Origin of the sequence: Streptomyces sp. 3MP-14, assembly GCF_006334905.2 — a bacterium.
Taxonomy (GTDB): domain Bacteria; phylum Actinomycetota; class Actinomycetes; order Streptomycetales; family Streptomycetaceae; genus Streptomyces; species Streptomyces triticirhizae.
In genome coordinates this window covers 103,320-125,745 of record NZ_VDLZ02000007.1, presented here as the reverse complement: position 1 = coordinate 125,745, position 22,426 = coordinate 103,320, and the positions used below count along the sequence as shown (strand labels likewise).

The window sequence follows — 22,426 nt, the reverse complement described above, 5'->3', positions numbered from 1 at the left end:
GCCACACTCGTCCGCGATGAGCCCACCGCACCCCGGCCCCGAACGTCCTTCCGGCGCCCCCGAGACCCCGCTGACCGGCGGCAACGTCAGCGCGCACGTGGTCAGGGTCGGCGACACCGTGCGCCGCCCCGCCGGGCCCTGGACCCCGGCCGTCCACGCCCTGCTCGACCACCTGCACGCCGTCGGCTTCGCCGGCGCGCCCCGCCCGTTGGGCATCGACGAACGGGGGCGCGAGGTCCTGACGTTCGCGCCGGGCGGCCCGGCCTGGCCCGACCGCTTCGCGCTGCTCGACCCCGGGCACCGGCTGGCCCGCGTCGGCCGGCTGATCCGCGAACTCCACGACGCCGCCGCCTCGTTCACCCCGCCGCCGGACGCCGCCTGGCAGCGGCTGATCCCGCCGGACGGCGCCGACCAGATCGTCCACCACGACCTGGCGCCCTGGAACCTGATCCTGCCGCCGTCCGACCGCGTTGACCAGGGCGATCGGTCCGGCTGGCAGTTCATCGACTGGGACGGCGCGGGGCCCGGCACCCGCCTCGGCGACCTCGCGTACGCGGCCCACGGCTTCGTCCCGCTCTCCGCCAACCCGGCGTTCACCTACCCCGAGGCGACGGCCGCCCGCCGGCTGCGGACGCTGGTCGACGCCTACGGCCTCGACGAGGCCCAACGCCGCGCGCTGGTCCCCCTGTTGACCGCCCGCACCCGCGCGATGCACGACTTCCTGCGCGACCGCTCGGCGCTCGGCGAGGAGCCGTGGACCACGCTCTGGCGCGAGGGCCACGGCGAGGTCTGGCTGCGCGACGCCGCCTACACGGCCGAACGGGAGGCCCGTTGGCTGGCCGCCCTGCTCGCCTGACCCGTTCCCACCCACCCGAGCAACCGGCCGCTCACGAAAGGGCGTTCATGTCCCCCACCACGTTCGAGGCCCTGCTCATCGGGGGCCGCTCCGGGGTCGGCAAGACCACCGTCGGCTGGGAGGTCTCCGCGCTGCTGCGGGACGCGCGCGTCGCGCACTGCCTGGTCGAGGGCGACAACCTGGACCAGGCGTTCCCCGCGCCAGCCGACGACCCGCACCGGGCGCGGATGACCGAGGCCAACCTCGCCGCCCTCTGGGCCAACTACGCCGCGCTCGGCTACCGCCGGCTGATCTACACCAACACCGTCTCCGTCCTGGAACCCGACCTGATCGCCCGCGCGATGGGCGGCGAGCCCCGCATCAGCGGTGTGCTCCTGACCGCCGACGACGCGACGACCCGCCAACGCTTCGGCGCCCGCGAGATCGGCAGCCAACTCGATACCCATGTGGAACGCAGCGGCGCCATGGCCCGCCGCCTGGACGCGGCCGCACCGCCCTGGGTCACCCGCGTCCCCACCGGGGGCCGTTCCGTCACCGCGATCGCCCGCGACGCGATAGCGGCGGCCGGCTGGCCCCTCGACGAGCGGCCGACCGACGGGAACGCGGGCTGGCTCAACTAGCGCGTACCGGCGGGGCCCTGGCGCCGCTCCAGCGGGGCCGGGTGGCGGGCCGCCCAGGCGGTGAGGCCGGTGAGGTGGGCGTACAGCTCGCGCGCCCGCTCGGTGGCGGTGTACTCGACCCGGGGCGGCACCGTGGGGTACACCGTGCGCGTCAGCAGCCCGTTCCGCTCCAGGTCACGCAGGGTCAGGGTGAGCATCCGGCGGCTGATCCCGGGCAGCGACCGTTCCAGCGCGGCGAACCGGACGGGGCCACGCGTGGTCTCGTTCAGGACGCCCAGGCTCCACTTGCCGCTCACCCGGCCCAGCACGCCGAGAACGGCGCAGACCTCGCGGTCTTCGACCCCATCCGTTGGACATGCGGCGGTACGTGACATAAATGTGCCTTCTTCCGTTGGGTGGGGTTCTCTCGCAGGATGAGGGTTCCGCGCCGGGCCCGCGTCGGGCGGGTCCGGCCGCGCGTCGAGGCGACGCGCGCGACAGGACACGGAGGACCACCCATGAGCAACGCCCACGGCGCGGCCGAACCTTCCCCGCCGGTCGAACTCGACGCCACAGTCCGCGCGTTGCTCGACGGCCGGAACTTCGCCGTGGTGGCGACACTGAACCCGGACGGCGGCCCACAGACCTCGGTCGTCTGGGTCGGGACCGAGCGGAACGCCGTGGTCTTCTCCACGACCACGACGCGCGTGAAGGCCCGCAACCTGGCCCGGGACCCCCGCGTCAGCCTGACCGTGTACGACCTCGCCAACCCCTACCGGTCGGTGGAGATCCGGGGGACGGCCGAGCTACTGCCCGATCCGGGCCGGACGTTGCCGCGCCGGCTGTCCCGGCGGTACCTGGGCGAGGACCCGCCGGCGGAGCCGGCCGACGTCGAGCGCCTGATCGTGCGCGTCACCGCGCGGAGGGTCGTCGCGACCTCCGTCTAGCCCGCCACCGCGCCGCCGCGCCACCGCCCCCGGCCGGTAACCCCGGTCGAACGGCGCGCCGTTCGGCCGGTCCCGTCGGCCGGGCTCACAGCGCGGCGGCGAACCGGTCGGCGAGGCCGGTCAGGCGGGGCACCGGTTCGTTGGCGAAGACGAGGCGGAGGTAGCGGTCGCCGCCGGGGCCCCAGCCGGTCATGGGGGTGGCGGCCACCCGGCCCCTGGTCAGCAGGCGTTCGGACAGCTCGGCCGGCGTGCGGCCCAGCGACTCCGCGTCCAGCAGCAGCGACCAGCCGCCGCCGGGGCGGACCAGCGGATAGTCGGCGAGTTCGGCGAGGACCGTCTCCGCGCGGCGGCGCCACTCGTCGGTGGCCGCCGCCACGTCCTCGTCGGCGCCGGGCGCGGACAGCGCCTCGGCGACGGCGCGTTGGGCGAGGCCGACCTGGCAGACCACGTTGGTCAGGCCGACCAGCCGCACGTCGGCCAGGATCTCGGCCGGGCCGACCACCCAGCCCACCCGCCAGCCGATCATCCGCAGCTCCTTGGAGGCCGAGCCGACGGTGATGGTGCGGTCGGCCAACCCGGCGTGGGCGGCGGGGTGTTGGGGCGGGCGGCCGTCGAAGCGGACGCGTTCCATCGCCGCGTCGTAGACCAGCCAGGCGCCGTGTCGGTCGCAGGGCTCGGCCAGCGCGGCCCAGTGCCGTTCGTCCAGCAGCAGCCCGGTCGGCATCGCGGGGCTCATCAGCAGCACCACCGCCGTGCGCGGGCCGACGGCGGCGGCCAACTCCTCCGGGTCCACCTGCCAGCCCTCGGCCGTGGCCCGGCCGGGCACGAAGCGCGGCACGCCGCCGGCGAGCCGCACCCGGTTGACCAGGCCGGCGTAGATCGGGTCGGTGAGGACGACCTCGTCGCCCGGTTCGACGGTCGCCAGCAGGGTGTTGAGAACGCCGTTGAGCCCGCCGGCCACGGAGACGCACTCGGTGGCCGGGTCGTAGGAACGGCCAGCGATCCGGCCGACGTGCGCGGCCGCCGCGCCGCGCAGCGCTTCGCTGCCCTGGAACGGCAGATAGCTGTTGGCCTCGTCCCGGTCGACGGCCTGGTGGGTGGCGACCAGCGCGGCGTGCGGCGGGCGCAGGTCGGTGTCCAGGTTCTCCAGCCGCAGCAACTCGGGGTCGGCGAGGGCGTCGGCCCGGTCCCCGAGCACGTCGACGCCGATGCCGGGAATCCCACGCAACCTGCTGACGGGCATCCAGGGCCCCCTCCCATGGCCGGCGGTATGGCGCGATCCATCACATCACGGAGCGCCCTCCGGCGCACGGGGGCGGACGCCGTTCCGCCGCACAACCCGCGTGCCACCAGGGCGTGTTGCGGTCCTGCCGGCCGGTATCGCGCACCCGGCGCCCGCTCCTGACGCATATTCGGCCAGCATGTTCCGGCCAGTGCGACGGGTGCTGGAACGGAAGGGGAACGCGGGGCATCCTGGGGAAGACGACGCCTCCTGTGGGGGTCGAGGGCGGCGGAGGGGGAGGAGCGGGTGGACGAGGGGACGGCGGGCGGACTGCGGGTGCCGGTCGGGCGGGACGCGCAGCGCTGGGTGACCAGGGCGCGCTGCCGCCGGGTGCTGCTGGTGGTGCACAACGTCACCTCGGCGACGCGGCTGTTGGACGTGCTGCCGCTGATGGCCGACGACCTGCGGGTGCAGATGCTGGCCACCTGCACCGGCTCCTCGCCGTTCCTGGCCGGAATGCCGGAGCTGCTGGGCTCGTTGGGCCTGCCCGTGCTGCCCTGGGAACAGGCCCAGGCGACCCCCGTCGACTTGGCGATATCCGCCAGCTACGGCGGCCGGCTCGACCTGATCCAGGGCGATCTCGCGGTCCTCTCGCACGGCGTCGGCTACAACAAGCGGCTGGCGCTCCCCGGGACGCCCGCCAACGGTGCCGAGGGCGGGAACGGTTCCCCCGGCGCGGGTGGCGTCGCGCCCGTCTTCGGGCTCTCCCCGGACTGGCTGCTGCACCGCGGCCGGCCGCTGGCCAGCGCCACCGTGCTGTCCCACCCCGAGCAGATGGACCGGCTGCGCGCCGCCTGCCCCGAGGCGGCGCCGACCGCCGTGCTGGCGGGCGACCCGTGCTGGGACCGCATCCTGGCCGCGCGCCCCTACCGGGCGCGGTTCCGGCGGGCGTTGGGGGTGGCGCCCGGGCAGCGGCTGGTGGTGGTCAGCTCCACCTGGTCGCCGCGTTCGCTCTTCGGCGACGGCGACGCCGGCGAGGAACGCGACGAGCTGCTGCCCTGGCTGCTACGGCGGCTGGTCGGCGAGTTGCCGGCGGACGAGTACCGGCTGGCCGCCGTGCTGCACCCCAACATCTGGTACGGGCACGGCCCGGGCCAGCTCCGCGCCTGGCTGGACCGGGCCCGCCGCGCCGGGCTGACCCTGATCGACCCGCTGGAGGGCTGGCGGCAGGCGCTCATCGCGGCCGACTGCGTGGTCGGCGACCACAGCAGTGTGACCACCTACGCGGCGGCCACCGGAACGCCCGTGCTGCTGGGCGCGTTCCCCGAGGCTGACCTCGACCCGGACTCGCCCGTCGCCGGTCTCGGCCGGACCGCGCCCCGGCTGCGCCAGGGCGGCAGCCTCCGTGCCCAGCTCGACCGGGTCGTGGCCGAACACCGCCCGGAGCGGTACGCGGCGCTGGCCGACCACATCTCCTCGGCGCCGGGCCAGTCGGCGCGGCTGCTGCGGGGGCTCTTCTACCGGCTGATGGACCTGCCCGAGCCGGACGACCGCCCGGCCCGGCTCGACCGGCTGCCGATGCCCGCCTTCGAACCGGCCGAACGCACCGCCCCCGTCCGGGCGTTGACCCGGCTGGTGAGCGAGGCGCCGGCGGAGGTGGCGGTGACCCGCTACGCGGACCCGGACTTCGAGCCGGAGGACCCGGCGGTCGACGCGGCGTACACCATGGTCCACGAGGACACCCAGGACCCGAGCCGGCTGTCGGTGGCGGATGTCATCCTGCGGTACGCGGCGGAGGACGACCCGCGCTACGGGCCGCCGGCGACCTGGACGGCGGAGACCCTGGCGCGCCACCGCTCCTGCGCGCTGGCGGTCTATGTCGGCGGGCCCGACCGCTGCACGGTGCGCACCAGGGACGGCGCGACGTTCCGCCTCACGGCGGTGCCGGACGCGGACGGCAGGGCCGACCTGTGCGACCCGGCCGCCTACGCCTCGGCGCTGCACCTCTGGCTCGACCTGCGGCCGCGCCCGGCGGAGCCGCCCGCGACGCTGCTGGTGACGACGGGGCGGACGCGGCACCGGATCATGGTCGTTCCCCTCACGCGTGACGCGGCGGCATAACCGGGGCGGCCCGTGGCCGGCCGGGCCCGGACAACACACCCGGCCTTCCGGGCGGCCGGCCACCCGCCGTCGTGGGGACCGCCGGTGGGCCTCGTCTCCCTATCCCCGGGGATACCGTTCCAGCCAGATGTCCGCCGAGTCGCCCGGGCCGTGCAGGGCCGGGCCCTGCGTCATCTCCATCGCGAAGTCGTCCGCCAGTTCCAGGATCGTGGCCCGCCCCTCCAACTCCGCCACCCACGCCGGCGGCAGGGACGTCTCGCCGTGCAGCGCGCCCAGCAGGTTGCCGCAGATGGAGCCGGTGGAGTCGGAGTCGCCGCCGTGGTTGACCGCCAGCAGCAGCCCGTGGCGGATGTCCTGCGCGACCAGCGCGCAGTACACGCCAATGGCCAGCGCCTCCTCCGCCGTCCAGCCCTCGCCGAGCGACGCGACCCGTTCCGGCGTCGGCAGCCCCTGCCGGACCGCGCCGAGCGCCTGCCGCAGCGCCTCGGACGTCTCCTCGTGGCCCGGCCTGGTGGCGAGTTGGGCGAGGGCCTTCTGCACCGCCGCGTCCAGGTCGTCGTTGCGCACCAGCGCGTGCACGATGGCGGCGAAGGCGCCGGCCGCCAGCATCCCGGTGGGGTGGCCGTGGGTCTGCGCCGCGCACTCGACGCCGAGTTGGAAGACGAGCTGTGGCTCCCAGCCGACCAGCAGCCCGAACGGCGCGGAGCGCATCACCGTTCCGCAGCCCTTGGAGTCGGGGTTCTTGGGGTTGTCGACGGTGCCCATCCGCTCGTCGGCCAAGCCGCTGAGGCAGGCGCGGCCGGGGGCGCGCTGGGCGTAGAGCCACTCCTGGCGGGCCAACCAGCCGTCCTCGGGGCGGCGTTCGTCGGGTCCCCACTCGTGCTGGGTGCGGTACCAGCGGCGGTGCGCGGCGTGCACGTCGGTGGGCGGGTGCCAGGCGCCGGTGTCGCGGCGGACGTGGGCGCGGATCAGGCCGTCCACGGTGAAGAGGGTCATCTGGGTGTCGTCGGTGACGGCGCCGCGCCGGCCGTAGGCGGGCACGTAGTTGGTGACGCCGTCGGGGCCGTGGGTCGCGCGTATCGCGTCGAGGGAGTCGAACTCGACGCCGGCGCCCAGCGCGTCGCCGATCGCCCCGCCGAGCAGGCAGCCGCGCACCCGGCTGCGGAAGTCCTGCTGGTCGGCGCGGCCCCACAGCGAGCCGCCGACCGGGGCGCTCACCCGGCACCGCCCACGAGGGGCAGCAGCTTCGGCAGCCGCCCGTCGGCGGCCCGCGCGGCGGCGACGCGTTCGGCCGGCACCTCGCCGTAGGTGGTGGTGCGCGGGCGGGCGGGGCGGCCGGCGAGTTCGGCGATGGCGGTCAGTTCGGCGACGGTGCGGTGCGAGCCGTAGGCGGAGCCGGCCATCCGGGAGATGGTCTCCTCCATCAGGGTGCCCCCCAGGTCGTTGGCGCCGGAGCGCAGCATCTCCGCCGCGCCCTCGGTGCCCAGCTTGACCCAGCTGGTCTGGATGTTGGTGATGTGCGGGTGGAGCAGGAGTCGGGCCATCGCGGTGACGGCCCGGTTGTCCCGCGCGGTGGGCCCGGGGCGGGCGATGCCGGCGAGGTAGACCGGGGCGTTGGTGTGCACGAACGGCAGCGTGACGAACTCGGTGAAGCCGGCGACGCCCTTCTCCTCGTTCCGCCGCTGGATCGCGGCGAGCGTCCGCAGGTGCCCCAACCAGTGCCGGGGCTGGTCGACATGGCCGTACATCATGGTGGACGAGGAGCGCAGGCCCAGCTCGTGGGCGGTGCTGACCACCTCGATCCAGGTGTCGGCGGGCAGCTTGCCCTTGGTGAGGACCCAGCGCACCTCGTCGTCGAGGATCTCGGCGGCGGTGCCGGGGATGGTGTCGAGGCCGGCTTCCCGCGCGGCGGTCAGCCAGTCGCGGAGGGACATCCCGGTGCGGGAGGCGCCGTTGACGACCTCCATCGGGGAGAACGCGTGGATGTGCATCCCGGGGACGCGTTCGCGGACCGCGCGCACGATGTCGAAGTAGGCGGTGCCCGGCAGGTCGGGGTGGATGCCGCCCTGCATACACACCTCGACGGCGCCGACCTCCCACGCCTGTTGGGCGCGGTCGGCGACCTGGTCCAGGGAGAGGGTGTAGGCGTCGGCGTCCGTGCGGCGCTGGGCGAAGGCGCAGAACCGGCAGCCGGTGTAGCAGACGTTGGTGAAGTTGATGTTGCGGGTGACCACATAGGTCACGTCCTCGCCGACGACCTGGCGGCGCAGCTGGTCGGCGACGTCGGTCAGCGCGTCCAGCGCCGGCCCGTCGGCGTGCAGCAGGGTGAGCGCCTGCTCGTCGGTGAGCCGGGTGGGGTCGTCGGCGGCGACCGCGAGCGCGGCGCGGGCCTCGCCGTCGAGGCGGGGCAACGGGCGGGCGTCGGGGGTGAGTCCCGGCTGGGCGAGGGCGCGCAGCTCGTTCCAGTCGCCGTAGACGTCCTCGAAGTCGGCGCGCCGGTCGCCGGTGCGGCCCTCGGTGTCGATGGTGCGGTGCAGTTCGGTGCGGCCGCTGGCCACCAGCGGCTCGTCGGGTTCCTGCCAGGGCAGGCCGACGGGGCGGGCGTCCTCGTTGGCGAGGCCGGTGGCGGGGTCGACGAGGGCGTTGATGTGGGGCAGCAGCCTGGGGTCGATCCAGGGCTCGCCGCGCTGGATGAACTCCGGGTAGACGGTGAGGCGTTCGCGGAGTTCGAAGCCGGCGGCGCGGGTGCGCCGGGCGAGTTCGTCGATGGCGGGCCAGGGGCGTTCGGGGTTGACGTGGTCGGGGGTGAGAGGGGAGACGCCGCCCCAGTCGTCGATGCCGGCGCGGATGAGGAGCGCGTACTCCTCGTCGACCAGGTTGGGCGGGGCCTGCACCCGCGCGGACGGGCCCAGCAGCAGGCGGGTCACGGCGACGGCTGCGGCCAGTTCCTCCAGTTCGACGTCGGGCATGGCGCGCATCGCGGTGTCGGGCTTGGCGCGGAAGTTCTGGATGATCACCTCCTGGATTCCCCGGTAGGTGCGGGAGATCCGGCGCAGCGCGAAGATCGACTCGGCGCGTTCGGTGAAGTCCTCGCCGATGCCGAGGAGCAGGCCGCTGGTGAACGGGACCGAGGAGCGGCCGGCGTCCTCCAGCGCGCGCAGCCGCACCGCCGGCTCCTTGTCGGGCGAACCGTGGTGCGGGCCGCCGGGCTCGGACCACAGCCGGGTCGCGGTGGTCTCCAGCATCATGCCCATCGAGGGCGAGACGGGCTTGAGTCGCTGGAAGTCGGTCCAGGTCAGCACGCCGGGGTTGAGGTGGGGCAGCAGCCCGGTCTCCTCCAGCACCCGGATCGCCATGGCCCGCACATAGGAGAGGGTGTCGTCGTAGCCGGCGGCGGCGAGCCAGTCCTTCGCCTCGGGCCAGCGGTCCTCCGGCCGGTCGCCCAGGGTGAAGAGGGCCTCCTTGCAGCCCAAAGCGGCGCCGCGACGGGCGATTTCCAGCACCTCGTCCGGCGAGAGGAACATGCCGTGGCCCTCGCGACGAAGCTTTCCCGGAACAGTCACAAACGTGCAGTAATGGCAACGGTCCCGGCAGAGACGGGTCAGCGGGATAAACACCTTGCGGGAGTAGGTGATCACCCCCGGACGCCCCGCCTCGGCCAGCCCCGCGTCGCGTACCCGGCCAGCCGCCTCGGCCAGGCGTTCCAGGTCAGCGCCGCGCGCCTGGAGCAACACCGCCGCCTCCGCCGTGTCCAGCGCCACTCCGTCGCGGGCCCTGCGCAGCGCCCGGCGCATCGCGTTGGCGGGGGGAACGTCCGTGCTTCTCGTCATGCTCCCGAGGATAGGAGGGCGCCGCTCGGGGCGACAGGACACGGTACGGGTGTGGCCTGGAGTGGTTCATCCCGAGAAGACCGTCTCCCGACCCGGCCCACTCCGTGCCACACTGCCATGGCCGTTCCGGTCCTCAGGGGCCTGGTCTTCAAAGGACTCCGTCCCGCCGGATAGACTCCAACGTTCGCCCCATACGTGCAGAGGTTGAGAAGCAGAGGACACCATGGCCGTTGGTGAGGGGACCACGGGGGGTTACACGCCTGCCTTGCGCTTCGCGGTGCTCGGGCCGGTGCGCGCTTGGCAGGGCGAACAGCTCCTGCCCCCGGGATCGCCCCAACAACGCGCCCTGCTCGCGGCCCTGTTGCTGCGGCGCGGCCGGCCGGCCTCGGCGACCGAGCTGGTCGACGCGCTGTGGGACGAGCCCCCGCAGCAGGCCATCGCCGCGCTGCGCACCTACGCCTCCCGGCTGCGGAAGTCGTTCGGCGCGCGCGCCTCGGTGCTGGTCAGTCAGTCCGGCGGCTACGCCCTACGGCTCGGCCCGCGCGACGAGTTGGACCTCGACGAGGTGTCACGGCTCGGCGCCGCCGCCGAGAAGGCGGCCGGCTCCGGCGACCTGACGCAGGCCCACGAGCTGTACGGCGAGGCCGTCGACCTGTGGGACGGCGAGGCGCTGGCCGGGCTGCCGGGTCCTGAGGCCGAGATGCAGCGCACCCGGCTCGCCGAGCAGCTGCTGACGCTCCGCGAACAGCGCCTGGACATCGGGCTCCAGGCCGGGCTGCACGCCGACGCGGTCGCCGAGCTGACCGCGCTCTCGGCCGCGCACCCGCTGCGCGAGCGGCTGCGCGAGCTGCTGATGCTGGCGCTCTACCGCAGCGGCCGGCAGGCCGAGGCGCTGGCCGTCTACGCCGACGCGCGGCGGCTGCTGATAGACGAGCTGGGCGTCGAACCGCGCGCCGAACTCTCGGAGTTGCAGAACCGCATCCTCAACGCGGACAGCTCCCTGACCCTGAAGAGCGTTCCCTCCGGCTCCCCCGCCAGGCCCAGCGTGCGGCCGGCGCAACTGCCGGCCGCGGTTCCCGACTTCACCGGGCGGGCCTCGTTCGTCCGCGAGCTGGGCGCCCAACTGGCCGGCGCCGGCGGCCAGGTGATGGCCGTCTCGGCGGTCGCCGGCATCGGCGGCGTCGGCAAGACCACGCTGGCCGTGCAGGTGGCGCACGCCGCGCGCGAGCACTTCCCCGACGGCCAGCTCTACGTGGACCTCCAGGGCGCCGGCGCGGCCCCCGCCGACCCGACCGCCGTGCTCGCCGCGTTCCTGCGGGCGCTGGGCATCCCCGACGACGGGATACCGGACGGGGTGGACGAACGCGCCGGCCTCTACCGCTCGTTGCTCGCCGGCCGCCGGGTGCTGACCCTCCTGGACAACGCCCGCGACGCGGCACAGGTCCGCGACCTGCTGCCGGGAACGCCCGGCTGCGCCACGCTGATCACCAGCCGGCTGCGCATGGTGGACCTGGCCGGGGCGCACCTGGTCGACCTGGACGTGATGAGCCCGGACGAGGCGCTGACCCTCTTCACCAGGATCGTCGGCGAGGAGCGCGTCGCCAGCGAGCGCAGGGCGGCGATGCAGGTCGTCGGGGCCTGCGGCTTCCTGCCGTTGGCGATCAGGATCGCCGCCGCCCGGCTGGCGGCCCGCCGCACCTGGACGGTCTCCACGCTCGCCAGGAAGCTGAGCGACGAACGCCGCAGGCTGGACGAACTGAAGGCCGGCGACCAGGCGGTCAAGGCCACCTTCGAGCTGGGATACGGCCAGCTGGAGGCCGAACAGGCCCGTGCATTCCGGCTGTTGGGGCTGACCGAGGGCCCCGACATCTCGCTGACGGCCGCCGCGGCGCTGCTCGACCGGGACCCGGAGACCACCGAGGAGCTGCTGGAGTCCCTGGTGGACACCTCGCTGCTGGAGTCGGCGGCGCAGGGCCGCTACCGCCTGCACGACCTGGTGCGGCTCTTCGCCCGCGCCTGCGCCGAACGCGACGAGCAGCCGCCGGCCGAACGGGAGGCCGCGCTGTCCCGGCTGCTGGACCACTTCCTGGCGTCCAGCCGTCAGGTCTACGCGCTCGAACGCCCCGGCGACCGCCTCGTCGACCATGTGGCGCCCACCGACCACCCGGGGCTCACGTTCCCGGACAAGAGCGCCGCGCTCGACTGGTTCTTCAGCGAGGCGGAGTGCCTGCTGGCCAGAGTCCGCCAGCAACATGCCTCGGCGGGGCTGCGGCGCGCCGTCGACACCCTGCTGACCGCGCAGGACCTGGCCGAGTCGGGCGCGTTCTCCCACCAGTTCGACCAGGTGGCGCGCGGGATGCTGGAGACCGCGCGACTGGCCGGGGACGACCTGTCGCAGGCCCGGCTGCACGCGCTGCTGGCCCACGGGCTCTCGGTGGACGGCAAGTTCGACGAGGCCGACGCCGAGAGTCAGCAGGCGCTGCTGCTGGGGACGGCGGTCGGCGATCCGCTCGCCGTCTCCACCGCGCTCAACGACCGCGGCATCATCGGGATCTACCGGGGCGACCTGGCAGCCGCCGAGGACTACCTCACCCGCGCGGTCGCCGAGTACCGCGCCGACCGGAACGAGCCCGGCGAGGCGAGCGCCCGGTGCAACCTGTCCCGGGTACACCTGCACACGGGCCGGGTGGACAGCGCCATCGAGCTGGCGCAGTCCTGTGTGCGGCTCTACAGCAGCGGCGCCAGCCAGCCGCTGCGCCTGGCCAACGCCCGCTACACGCTGGGCGTCGCGCTCAACGAGGCGGCCCGGCACGGGGAGGCGCTGGAGCAGTTCGGGCTGGCGATGGACGGGTTCCGGGACGGCCGGCAGCGGCTGTGGGAGGGCGTCACGCACTACCGCATCGCCGAGGTCCACCTGGCCGCCGGGCGGCCGGCGGAGTCGGCGCGGCACGCTGAGCGGGCCCTGGTGTTGGGCGGCATCGGCGGCGAGTGGCGGCGCGGGACCATACTGCTGGTGCTCGGGCAGGCGCTCGCGGCGCTCCAGCAGACGGACCGCGCGCGGGCCTGCTGGTATGACGCGCTGGCGATCATGGAGGAGATCGACGCTCCCGAAACGGCCACCGCGCGGAACCTTCTCTTCCCCGCTGGCGTCTAGAGTCGCAGGCGAAGTCCGAAGAGCGCCGAGTTGGCACGTTTATTGATCATTTATTTCTGCGTGCCACGCTCTCCGGACCAATCGTCATGAGGGGGGCGGCGATTCTCGGCTGGGGATCGACCGATCAAACGGGGGTTGCTGGCTAACCGTGTCGCCCCACGACAGTCACACCGTCAAGGAGCTGACGTTGACCGACACCACGACCAAGAACGAGACGCCGGACCAGGACATCCAGCCGACGGACCACCACGTCTCCACCGAGCCCGGGAAGAAGCCCGTCCAGCCGACGGACCACCACGTCTCCACCGAGCCCGGGAAGAAGCCCGTCCAGCCGACGGACCACCACGTCTCCAGCGAGCCGAAGGACAGGCCCGTCCAGCCCACTGACCACCACGTCTCCAGCGAACCGGCGGACAGGCCCGTCCAGCCCACCGACCACCACGTCTCCAGCGAACCGGCGGACAAGCCCGTCCAGCCCACCGACCACCACGTCTCCAGCGAACCGGCGGACAAGCCCGTCCAGCCCACCGACCACCACGTCTCCACCGAGCCCGGGAAGAAGCCCGTCCAGCCGACGGACCACCACGTCTCCAGCGAGCCCAGGGACGAGAACGGCCCGTCAACCCCTGTGGACCACTTCGCTTCCTGAGCCCACAATGGTTCTGTCTGAGGCCGGCTCCCGGACCCGGGAGCCGGCCTCAGCGATGAGCGGTTCCGCACCACCTCGCACCACCGAAGTTTCGACCCACCACCGGTTGGGGACGCGTTCCGGTGTTCCCAGTGAGGAGTCCGGCATGACCCGCATCAGGAAGTTCGCCCTCGGTCTCGCCCTGGTCACCGCGCTGTGGGGCGCCACCACGGGCCTCGCCCACGCCGACCACCACATCAGCGGAGGCACGCAGTCGTCGGGGAGGTGACCTCCTCCCCCGACGCGTCGCGGCGGCCCCTCGTTCGGGCCGGCCCCGCCGTTCGGCGACGGCCTCTCCGCTCCCGGGCGGCCCCTCTCAGGGGCCGCCCGCACTCGTTTATCGCGTGTTTATGACGGACTGACATGCTCATCCTTGTCCGGCCGCACAGGGGTGCGCGGCCGGCCTCCCCGGTGGAGCCTGTTCGGCGGCAACGGGGGAGTCGCCGGGCAGGTCTCGGGCGGCGGTTCGGGTGGCGTGGAGGGGGCGTCGCCCGGACCCGACCGGCTCGAACCCACCCAGACATCGGCCGTCGGTGGGGGCCGACGGCCGATGTCCCAACGCCCCGCAGGGCGGGCCCCGCACCCCCGGGAGGGCCCTCAGCCCAACGCCCGCGCCAGCGCCGGCCGATGCTCGACCACCCAGGCGCTCGCCGCCCTGATACCGGCCGGCACCTCCGCCGCCACCAGCCGCGCCATCGCCGGCTCGCCGCGTTCCGCCCCCGCCTCGATGCCGCGCCAGCAGCGGTCCTGCCACCACAGCACCGTCTCCAGCAGCCGCGCCCGGTCGGCCGTCGGGCCGTACGCCTCGCACAGCAGCCGCAGCCGCCGGCCCACCTCGTCGGGCTCGCCGGCGTCCGGGCCCAACTCCAGGTACTGCCACGCCACATGGGCCAGATCCTGAATCCGCTCGCCCGGCGCAGCGATGTCCCAGTCGATCAGCGCGACGGGCCGCCAGCCCTCGGCGTAGACGGTGTTCTTCGGCGACAGGTCGTGGTGGCAGACCACCTCGCCCGCGCCGGCCAGCGCGGTTCCCGCCGTCAGGTCGTGGAACTCCCGCACCAGCGTGGCCACTTCCGCCAGCGCCTCGTCGGTCCGCGCCGCCCGCCGCTCCTCCGGCGTGCACGCCGCGCGCCCCGGCAGGTACTCCAGCACCTCGCGCCCCCGCTCGTCGCGGCCCAACACCCGGGGCGCGCCCCGCCAGCCGGCCCGCTCGAAGTGCGCCAGCAGCGCGTGCGTGAACTCCGCCCGCTCCGGCACGGTCCGCCGCACCGTGCCGCCGACCCGCACCACCTCGTTGACAAAACCGCCGGTCAACGGCTCCTCAACGTCTCGTCCCCGCTCCTCGCTCATCCCCCAAGCCTGTCATTCCCCGACGAGACCCCAAGGACCCGGCCGGAACTCTAGGCCGGGACCGGCCGGTCCCGGCCTAGAGTTCCGGCATGACGCAGACGCAGGCACGAGGACCACTCGCCGGGAAGGGCGCGGTGGTGACCGGCGGGTCGCGCGGGATCGGCCGCGCGGTCGTGGAACGACTCGCGGCCGACGGCGCCACGGTCGTCTTCAGCTACGCGCGCGCCGAGGACCGGGCGCGGGAGGTGGCCGAGGCCGTCGCCGGGCGCGGCGGAACGGCCCACCCGGTGCGCGCCGACTTCGCCGACCCGGCGGCGGCCCGGCGGCTGATGGAGCGCGCCGACCAACTCCTGGAAGGGCTCGACGTGTTGGTGAACAACGCGACCGGCCCGCTGGCCCCCACCCCGCTGACCGAGATCACCGAGGACGACCTGGACCGGGCGCTGAACATCACGGTGCGGGCCGCGTTCCTCACCATCCGGCACGCCGCCGACCACATGCGGGACGGCGGCCGGATCATCAGCGTCTCCACCCTCAACACCAGGCGGCAGGCGCCGGGGCTCGCCCTCTACACGGCGGCCAAGGGCGCGCTGGAGCAGCTGACCACGGTCGCCGCGCTGGAGCTGGGCGTGCGGGGCATCACCGCCAACACCGTCTCCCCCGGCGCCACCGACACCGAGCTGCTGCGCGGCAGCAACCCGCCCGAGGTGCTGGAACGCATCCCCGCGCTCACCCCGCTGCGCCGGGTCGGGCAGCCGGCGGACGTGGCGGCCGTGGTCGCCCTGTTGACCAGCCCCGACGCGGGGTGGATCACCGGCCAGAACATCCCGGCGACCGGCGGTCTCAGCTGACGCCGGGCCCGGGGCTTCCCGAAGCGGGACCGCCGGCCGGGCGGGCCCTGACGTGCATCCGTTCCCCCTGCGCCCCGAAGAGGCTCAGGAACTCGGCGGGTTGGGAACCCGGGTTGCTGAACGCGTGCGGCACCCGGGTGTCGAACTCCGCCGCCTCCCCGGGCCCCAACGTCAACTCCCGGTCCCCCAGCCGCAGTCCGACCGTCCCCGAGAGCACATAGCACCACTCGAAACCCTCGTGCACGCGCTGCTCGGCGCCCCGGCCGTAGCCGGGCGGCAGGATCTGCTTGTAGGCGTGCAGCCCGCCGAGATGCCTGGTCAGCGGGATGAACGTCTGCCCGTGCCGGGAGAACGGACGCGGGTGGACCCTCGGGTCCCCGGTGGTCGGCGCGTCCACCAGCTCGTCCAGCTGCACCCGGTAGGCCCGCGCCAGCGGGAGCAGCAGCTCCAGCGTCGGCTTCCGCCCGCCCGACTCCAGCCGGGAGAGCGTGGACACCGAGATCCCGGTCTCCTCGCTCAACGCGGCCAGCGTCACCTGCCGCTCCTGCCGCAGCGCCCGCAGCCGGGGGCCGACGGCGGTCAGCACCCCCGCGAGGTCGCCCGCCGGCGGCTGGTCGGGGGCCGGGCGCTGGCCCCGCGCGGGGCGCTGGTCGGGGGCGGCCGGGCGCGGGTCGGGGGCCGATCGTTCCCGTTCACTCATCGCCCCAGCATGACCCACCCTGACCGCGCGTTGCCAGTCCGGCAACGAAGTTTGTCGTTCCGGCCCCGGGTGCCGCATCGTCCGAGAGCGACGACACGCGATTGCCCGCGACGACCCGCGACACGGGAGGAACCCATGAGCCCGAGGACTTCCGCCACCCCTGACCCCTACGACGTCGCCGTGGTCGGCGGCGGTCCTGCCGGCCTCAGCGGCGCGCTGGCCCTGGCCAGATCCCGCCGCCGGGTGGTGGTGATCGACGCGGCCCGGCCGCGCAACGCGCCGGCCGCCCACGCGCACAACTACCTGACCAGGGACGGCGCCCCACCCGCCGAGATCCTGGCCGCCGGCCGGGACGAGGTCCTGGGCTACGGCGGCGAGATCCTCCGCCCCGCCACGGTGACCGCCGCGCGGCGGCGGCCGGACGGTTCCTTCGACCTCGACCTCGACCTCGACCTCGACCTGCGCCCAGACCAGGGCGCAGCCCGCACCCTCACCGCCCGCCGGCTGCTGGTGGCGACCGGCGTGGTGGACGAACTCCCCGACGTTCCCGGCCTCGCCGAGCACTGGGGCAGCGCCGTGCTGCACTGCCCCTACTGCCACGGCTGGGAGGTGCGCGACCAGCCCATCGCCGTCCTGGCCACCAGCCGGCTCGCCGAACACCAGGCGCTGCTGTGGAGCCAGTGGAGCGACCGGGTGACCCTGGTCACCCACACCGCGCCCGCCCCGACCGACGAGGCGCGCCGCAGGCTGGCCGCCCGGGGCGTCACAGTGGTCGAAGGCCGGGCCACCGGCGTCGCCACCGAAGCGGACGGCGCGCTGCGCGGCCTCGACCTGGCCGACGGCGGAACGGTCGACTGCCGCGCCGTGGTCGTCGCCCCGCGCGTGACCGCGCGGCTGGGGGCGCTGACCGCGTTGGGGCTGACGCCCACCGAGGTGGTCAGGGACGGCGAGGTGCTGGGCACCCAGCTCGACGCCGACCCGCTCACCGGCCGCACCGCCGTCCCCGGCGTCTACGCGGCCGGCAACGCCGCCAGCGTCCACGACCACGTGGTCAGCGCGGCGGCGGCCGGCGTCCGCGCCGGCGCCCTGATCAACATGGACCTGATCATGGACCTGATCGAGGCCGACACCGAGACCGACACCGAGGCCGCGCCGCGGCCCGTTCCGAGGAGCGCCCGATGACCGAGCACGTTTCCGAGAACCTGTCCGACCACGCCTACTGGAACGAGCGCTATGCCGGCAGCGCCCACGGAATCTCCGCCGGCGCACACGGAATCTGGAGCGGCGAACCCAACGCGGTCCTCGCCCGCGAGGCCGCCGGCCTCGCCCCCGGCACCGTCCTCGACCTGGGCTGCGGGGAGGGCGGCGACGCCATCCACCTGGCCCGGCTGGGCTGGCGGGTCACCGCCGTCGACGTCTCCGACGTGGCCCTCGCCCGCGCCGCCGAACACGCGGAACGGGCCGGCGTCGCCGAACGGATCGAGTGGCAGCGCCACGACCTGTCCGAGACGTTCCCGACGGGCGCCTACGACCTGGTCAGCACCGCGTTCCTGCACTTCAGGGACGGAACGCTCAGCCCGCGCGTGCTCCGCTCGGCCGCCGGGGCCGTGGCCCCCGGCGGCACCCTGCTGATCGAGGCCCACGGCGGGCCGCCGCCCTGGCAGCACGACCTCCCCGACGACCTGGCCTTCCCCACCCCAGAGGAGACCGTCGCCACGCTCCAACTCCCGCCCGGCGAGTGGGAGATCCTCCGCGCCGAACGCCACCCACGCAGCCAGCGCCACCCCCACACCGGCGAGATGGCCACCCGCGAGGACCAGACGGTGCTGGCCCGCAGAGCGCTGCGCTAGCCGGACCGGAGTCGGCGGCGCGGCCGCCGCCGACGCGGCCGCGCGGGGCGCGGCCGGAGGCTGGCGGGCCCTCAACGGGCGCTCGCCGCACGGGCATTGTCAGAGGCACCCGATACGGTACGAGCCATCCACCGAGGAGGAGGGCCGCGTTGCACGCGAGAGATGAAAGCAAAGAAACGGCAAAGCGAGTCTAACGATGCAGCTCAGAAAGTGTCCTCCCCGCGCGAGCGGGGGTGAGCCGGCGGCTGCCTCGCCGCCCGGCATGGTCGCTTCGTCCTCCCCGCGCGAGCGGGGGTGAGCCGACCGCCTGGCAGGGCGGCATTGACGCGGTCAAGTCCTCCCCGCGCGAGCGGGGGTGAGCCGCTCGGGCGGGACTGGGATCTCGTAGATGTCGGGTCCTCCCCGCGCGAGCGGGGGTGAGCCGCAGCAGTGGAAGAACCAGCCGCAGACCATGTTGTCCTCCCCGCGCGAGCGGGGGTGAGCCGTTGCCGTTGCTGTTCCCGTTATGGGTGAACCCGTCCTCCCCGCGCGTGCCCGGGTGAGCCGTCACAGCCCGTCTGGGGCCTGTCTGGGGCGGGGTCCTCCCCAGACGTGCGGGGGTGAGCTGATCGTCGAGTCCGCCCCGCGCCACATCGTCCTCCCCCGCGCGAGCGGGGGTGAGCCGCGCAGCGTCGCCCCGCGCGGGGTGAGGGTTACGTCTTCCCCGTGCGCGGGGATTGGTCGGCGGTCGTCGCTAGGTCCGTGGATATGCCGGTGTTCTCCCCGCAGCAGCGGGGATGGGCCCTCGTACAGGGTCTCGCTCGGGGCACACCACCCCGTACTCCCCGCGCCAGCGAGGCACTTACCCGGCGCCCCCGCGCCAGCGGGCAGGCCCGGCACGCGGCCGCACCCCCGCGTCCCGGCGCCCCCGCGCCAGCGGGCTCCGCGCCAGCGGGCCAGCGGGCCCCGCGCCGGGGCGGCTTCGCCCGGGCCCCCGGGGCCCGGGCGTTCGCTAAGCCGGGCCGGCCAGGCCCCCGTGGGTGAGGACGTTCACCACCCGCCCGCTGGGGTCGCGGACAAAGAAGCGGCGGACGCCCCAGTCCTCGTTCCGGATCGGGTGGACGATCTCCGCGCCGGCGGCGCGCATCGCCGCGTAGGCGGCGTCCACGTCCTCGACCTCGACGCTGATGTCCGGGGCCACCGGCCCCGTCTCGTCCTCCCCGGTGTAGAGGCTGATCTGCGCGGTGGGGTTGGTCGGGGAGACGAGGGTCATGATCCAGCCATGGTTCATGGCCTCCTCGAAGCCGAGCCGCTCGTAGAACGCGCGGCTCGACTCCCCGTCGCCCGTGGGGATGTTGGGCACGACGCGGCGGACGGACATGGGCGGGCCTCCGGGGTGATCGACCTTTTCACGGACGTTCCAGCCCTATCACGGCCCCGGCCGGGCCGTCAGTGGTGGCGATACCGACGGCGGTCGCCGATCAGGGGTGCCGCGAGGAGGGAGACGACGCCCACGCCCAGCCCGATCCAGCCAACCGGCGCGGGCACCCGGCCGAGCACGACCGAACTGGCGGGCCGGCGTTCGGCGTTGAGGGTGACGCCCCGGCCGTCGAGGACGATCGCGTCGAGGGTGCGGTGGTCCGCCGGTTCCGCGCCGGCGGAGGCGTCCGCATCGGGGAACAGGCCGTCGTACTCCTCCTCGGTCCGCAGCAGACGCACCTCGGTGGACTCGTCGCCGAGTTCCAGATAGCCGTCGCAGTCGGTGGAGCCGATCTCGCAGACCACCTCGTCGCGCGGGACGTGCACCTCGGCCGGTTCGCCGTACTCCCAGACGTAGTCGTGGTCGCCGCGTTCGATGTGGCCCATGGCGCCCAGCACGCCGGCGGACAGGCCGGCGGCGGACAGCGGGCCCCGCCACGGAAGAAGTCGAGGCCGTCGGACAGGCCCAGCGGAATCAGCACCATTCCGAGGCAGCCGATCGCCACGGCGAGCAGCACCATCCCGCCGAGGCGGGTGTCGGGGTCGTCGATCAGGCCCCGGATCGCGAAGGGCAGCGCGACCAGCGGCGGCAGCGCCCAGGCGAGGGCCCTGCCACGGCGCCTCACCGCACCCCCGCCCCACAAACGGTCCCCATCCCACAAACGGTCCCCGCCGCGCGAACGGTCGCGGCGGTCACAGCAACTCCCGCAGCCAGCGCGCGATATGCGCGTCGCGGTCGGCCGTCGTCAGCAACATGCTGGGGAAGACCCGGTCCCAGGTGTCGGCCCGGCACACGGCCGCCACCCGGCAGGCGACCTCGGCCAGGGCGCGCAACTCGGGGAGGCCGGTGCCGCGTTCCGCCCAGGCGTCGAGGTAGGCGTCCCAGGCGCGGGTGCGGGCGGCGGGGTCGCGGTCGAAGCGTTCGTCGAGGACCCGGCCGACGACCAGCAGGCTGGCGAACGGGTGGGTGACGGAGGAGTCGCCCCAGTCGAAGAAGAGGTAGCGGCCGCCGTCGGCGAGGGCGCCGGACGGGGTGAGGGCCCGGCCGCCGGTGAGGACGGAGGCCGGGTGGAGGTCAGACTGGTCGAGCGAGCAGGCCACGGGCGATTCGGCGAGGCGTTGGCACCACTCTTCGAAGCGTGGTGTGGCGGCGCGCAGGGTGCGTCGTTCCTCGTCGCGGAGGCTGCCTGCCGACTCGACCAGGCAGCGGTAGCGTTCGACGAGGCGCTGTGGCCGAAAGTCGGGGACGCCCATGGCCAGCAGCTTGTTGGCGTGTGGCTCCACCTCGCGCTGCAACTGGGCATACTGGCTGAGCATTTCGGCCCAGGCGCCCAGGTCCTCGGGATCGTTGGTGAGCACCTCGGTGAACATCGGGCCGGCGTCGGGGAGGAGGGACCAGGCGCGGGCGGTGTCGACGGCCACGGGTTCGACGACCCGGCCGGGGACCCAGCGGTGGAGGGCGGCCATCACGGCGGGCTCGTAGGCGGAACGGGGCGGGTTGGCCTTGAACCAGACCGCGCCGCCCTCGGTCAGCGGCACGCGGAGGACGACGGACCAGGGGCGGAGCCGGGCCCAGACCTGGTCGCCGCCGACGACCAGCCGGTGGCGGGCGAGCCGCTCGGTGATCCAACCGAGGGCCTGGGCACGCCACTTCTCGTCCTCCCACGGGGTCACGGCGCGATAGCCACCGGTCTCCACGACGATCCCATTGACGTCCATAGGACCACCCCATCACACAACTGACGGCATAATGCGGGAACTTGACGTCTTCCTCACCCGTTCCGCCCGGTCGTGATCTTCTGGGGTGCGGGTACGGGGCATCGCCGTGCCCGCCCCACCCACCTCGACAAGGGAGACCCGGCATGGCCGGCAGACTGGTGTACACGGCGATCGCCTCGCTCGACGGCTACCTCACCGACGAGCAGGGGTCCTACGACTGGAGCGCCCCGGACGAGGAGGTGCACGCGTTCGTCAACGCGCTCGAACGGACCGTCGGGACCCAGCTGTTGGGGCGCCGCACCTACGGGGAGATGACCTACTGGGACACGGCGGGGCACGAGCCCGAGCAGTCGGCGGCCAGCCGGGAGTTCGCCGAGCTGTGGCGGGCCTCGGACAAGGTGGTCTTCTCCCGCACGCTGGACGGGGTCAGCGCGCCGAGGACCCGGCTTGAGCGGGAGTTCGACCCGGCGGCCGTCCGGGAGTGGAAGGCCGCGGCGACGGCCGACCTCGCCATCGGCGGCCCGACGCTGGCCGCCCTCGCCCTGGCGGCGGGGCTGGTCGACGAGTGCCGCCTCTTCCTCAACCCCACCACGGTCGGCGCCGGCCTCCCGGCGTTCCCCCGCGCGCCGCGACTGTCCCTGACCCTGCGCGAGGAACGCCGCTTCGCCGGCGGCGTGGTCTACCTGAGGTACGGCGTCAACGACGTTTCCTCGGAGGGGCGTTGAGGCCGGTCGCGCTCAGCCTCGGTCCCCCGGCGTCGTGGCGGGCGGTCAGGACGCGGCCGGTGCGGTCGCGGCGAACGGCCTGGTGGGTGGGGGCGTTGGCGATGAAGGTGTACTCGGGTTGCCCGGGAATGCGCACCTCGGGATAGCTCAGGAACAGCACCCTGAAGGTGGTGGCCTGGGCTGCCGGCCGGCCGGCAGCGGCCGGCGGGACGTCCCGGTGTGGGGGGCGAAGCGAAGACACCCGGAACGTAGGAGCCATCGGGAAGTTGGTCAATGAGTTTCGATGGATTTCCCGTTAGAACCCTGATCAACATTCGATAACTACCGGCATTATTCCCGGTAGTTGATCAGCGGCA

The 22,426-nt window shown here is 74.2% G+C and carries 21 protein-coding genes; 11 read left to right on the top strand and 10 right to left on the bottom strand.

Going from position 1 to position 22,426, the window contains the following annotated elements:
* The first annotated feature begins 16 nt into the window (after positions 1 to 16).
* Positions 17 to 856 (top strand): phosphotransferase enzyme family protein, encoded by an 840-nt coding sequence (locus FH609_RS13570; RefSeq protein ID WP_139669212.1) that lies wholly within the window; start codon positions 17 to 19, stop codon positions 854 to 856.
* A gap of 47 nt (positions 857 to 903) precedes the next feature.
* Positions 904 to 1,476: a hypothetical protein gene (locus FH609_RS13565; RefSeq protein WP_139669210.1), complete on the top strand. Its 573-nt coding sequence runs from the start codon at positions 904 to 906 to the stop codon at positions 1,474 to 1,476.
* Here the strand turns inward: FH609_RS13565 and FH609_RS13560 are convergent.
* Positions 1,473 to 1,850 (bottom strand): winged helix-turn-helix transcriptional regulator, encoded by a 378-nt coding sequence (locus tag FH609_RS13560; protein ID WP_139669208.1) that lies wholly within the window; start codon positions 1,848 to 1,850, stop codon positions 1,473 to 1,475. The genes FH609_RS13565 and FH609_RS13560 overlap by 4 nt on opposite strands.
* A 123-nt stretch (positions 1,851 to 1,973) precedes the next feature.
* Between FH609_RS13560 and FH609_RS13555 the strand changes: the two genes are divergently transcribed.
* A complete protein-coding gene (locus tag FH609_RS13555; protein ID WP_139669206.1) occupies positions 1,974 to 2,402 on the top strand; it encodes a PPOX class F420-dependent oxidoreductase in 429 nt (142 codons plus the stop codon).
* A gap of 85 nt (positions 2,403 to 2,487) precedes the next feature.
* On the opposite strand, the gene FH609_RS13550 is transcribed toward FH609_RS13555, so the two are convergent.
* Entirely contained in the window at positions 2,488 to 3,645 is a 1,158-nt protein-coding gene (locus FH609_RS13550) for a pyridoxal phosphate-dependent aminotransferase (protein ID WP_139669204.1), read from the bottom strand.
* Positions 3,646 to 3,930: 285 nt separating this feature from the next.
* On the opposite strand from FH609_RS13550, the gene FH609_RS13545 reads away from it, so the two are divergent.
* The gene (locus FH609_RS13545) at positions 3,931 to 5,745 is read left to right on the top strand and encodes a hypothetical protein (protein ID WP_226961632.1); all 1,815 of its coding nucleotides are present in this window, start codon (positions 3,931 to 3,933) and stop codon (positions 5,743 to 5,745) included.
* Positions 5,746 to 5,844: 99 nt separating this feature from the next.
* Here FH609_RS13545 and FH609_RS13540 read toward each other — a convergent pair whose 3' ends face one another.
* Positions 5,845 to 6,963 (bottom strand): ADP-ribosylglycohydrolase family protein, encoded by a 1,119-nt coding sequence (locus FH609_RS13540; protein ID WP_139669200.1) that lies wholly within the window; start codon positions 6,961 to 6,963, stop codon positions 5,845 to 5,847.
* A complete protein-coding gene (locus FH609_RS13535; RefSeq protein ID WP_264372775.1) occupies positions 6,960 to 9,539 on the bottom strand; it encodes a bifunctional FO biosynthesis protein CofGH in 2,580 nt (859 codons plus the stop codon). Before FH609_RS13535 ends, FH609_RS13540 begins: the two co-directional genes overlap by 4 nt.
* A gap of 259 nt (positions 9,540 to 9,798) precedes the next feature.
* On the opposite strand from FH609_RS13535, the gene FH609_RS13530 reads away from it, so the two are divergent.
* The 3 genes from FH609_RS13530 to FH609_RS32125 all read left to right on the top strand — a co-directional run bounded on the left by FH609_RS13530 (position 9,799) and on the right by FH609_RS32125 (position 13,646).
* Positions 9,799 to 12,729: an AfsR/SARP family transcriptional regulator gene (locus FH609_RS13530; protein WP_139669196.1), complete on the top strand. Its 2,931-nt coding sequence runs from the start codon at positions 9,799 to 9,801 to the stop codon at positions 12,727 to 12,729.
* Between the two features lie 187 nt (positions 12,730 to 12,916).
* Positions 12,917 to 13,378: a hypothetical protein gene (locus FH609_RS13525; RefSeq protein ID WP_139669192.1), complete on the top strand. Its 462-nt coding sequence runs from the start codon at positions 12,917 to 12,919 to the stop codon at positions 13,376 to 13,378.
* A gap of 145 nt (positions 13,379 to 13,523) precedes the next feature.
* Complete coding sequence (locus FH609_RS32125; RefSeq protein ID WP_264372773.1) at positions 13,524 to 13,646, top strand: hypothetical protein; 123 nt, start codon at positions 13,524 to 13,526, stop codon at positions 13,644 to 13,646.
* Positions 13,647 to 14,014: 368 nt separating this feature from the next.
* Here FH609_RS32125 and FH609_RS13520 read toward each other — a convergent pair whose 3' ends face one another.
* Complete coding sequence (locus FH609_RS13520; protein ID WP_139669190.1) at positions 14,015 to 14,767, bottom strand: phosphotransferase; 753 nt, start codon at positions 14,765 to 14,767, stop codon at positions 14,015 to 14,017.
* Between the two features lie 89 nt (positions 14,768 to 14,856).
* Between FH609_RS13520 and FH609_RS13515 the strand changes: the two genes are divergently transcribed.
* Positions 14,857 to 15,618, top strand: a complete 762-nt coding sequence (locus FH609_RS13515; protein ID WP_139669188.1) for an SDR family NAD(P)-dependent oxidoreductase — start codon at positions 14,857 to 14,859, stop codon at positions 15,616 to 15,618.
* Here FH609_RS13515 and FH609_RS13510 read toward each other — a convergent pair.
* Positions 15,611 to 16,318: a helix-turn-helix domain-containing protein gene (locus tag FH609_RS13510; protein WP_139669186.1), complete on the bottom strand. Its 708-nt coding sequence runs from the start codon at positions 16,316 to 16,318 to the stop codon at positions 15,611 to 15,613. The genes FH609_RS13515 and FH609_RS13510 overlap by 8 nt on opposite strands.
* A 135-nt stretch (positions 16,319 to 16,453) precedes the next feature.
* Between FH609_RS13510 and FH609_RS13505 the strand changes: the two genes are divergently transcribed.
* Together FH609_RS13505 and FH609_RS13500 are read left to right on the top strand one after the other, a co-directional pair.
* The gene (locus tag FH609_RS13505; protein WP_139669185.1) at positions 16,454 to 17,500 is read left to right on the top strand and encodes an NAD(P)/FAD-dependent oxidoreductase; all 1,047 of its coding nucleotides are present in this window, start codon (positions 16,454 to 16,456) and stop codon (positions 17,498 to 17,500) included.
* Positions 17,497 to 18,168 carry an SAM-dependent methyltransferase gene (locus FH609_RS13500; protein WP_139669183.1) on the top strand — a complete coding sequence of 224 codons (672 nt, stop codon included), beginning with the start codon at positions 17,497 to 17,499 and terminating at the stop codon, positions 18,166 to 18,168. Before FH609_RS13505 ends, FH609_RS13500 begins: the two co-directional genes overlap by 4 nt.
* A 991-nt stretch (positions 18,169 to 19,159) precedes the next feature.
* Here FH609_RS13500 and FH609_RS13495 read toward each other — a convergent pair.
* The 3 genes from FH609_RS13495 to FH609_RS13485 all read right to left on the bottom strand — a co-directional run bounded on the left by FH609_RS13495 (position 19,160) and on the right by FH609_RS13485 (position 21,345).
* Positions 19,160 to 19,528, bottom strand: coding sequence for a VOC family protein (locus tag FH609_RS13495; RefSeq protein ID WP_139669181.1), 369 nt, complete (start codon positions 19,526 to 19,528; stop codon positions 19,160 to 19,162).
* A gap of 68 nt (positions 19,529 to 19,596) precedes the next feature.
* Positions 19,597 to 20,013, bottom strand: a complete 417-nt coding sequence (locus tag FH609_RS13490) for a hypothetical protein (protein WP_139669179.1) — start codon at positions 20,011 to 20,013, stop codon at positions 19,597 to 19,599.
* Positions 20,014 to 20,319: 306 nt separating this feature from the next.
* Positions 20,320 to 21,345, bottom strand: a complete 1,026-nt coding sequence (locus tag FH609_RS13485; RefSeq protein WP_139669178.1) for an aminoglycoside phosphotransferase family protein — start codon at positions 21,343 to 21,345, stop codon at positions 20,320 to 20,322.
* A 143-nt stretch (positions 21,346 to 21,488) separates the two neighbouring features.
* On the opposite strand from FH609_RS13485, the gene FH609_RS13480 reads away from it, so the two are divergent.
* Complete coding sequence (locus tag FH609_RS13480) at positions 21,489 to 22,070, top strand: dihydrofolate reductase family protein (protein ID WP_139669176.1); 582 nt, start codon at positions 21,489 to 21,491, stop codon at positions 22,068 to 22,070.
* Here the strand turns inward: FH609_RS13480 and FH609_RS13475 are convergent.
* Positions 22,042 to 22,311 carry a hypothetical protein gene (locus tag FH609_RS13475; RefSeq protein ID WP_139669174.1) on the bottom strand — a complete coding sequence of 90 codons (270 nt, stop codon included), beginning with the start codon at positions 22,309 to 22,311 and terminating at the stop codon, positions 22,042 to 22,044. The two genes, FH609_RS13480 and FH609_RS13475, sit on opposite strands and share 29 nt — an antisense overlap.
* Positions 22,312 to 22,426 lie beyond the last annotated feature (115 nt).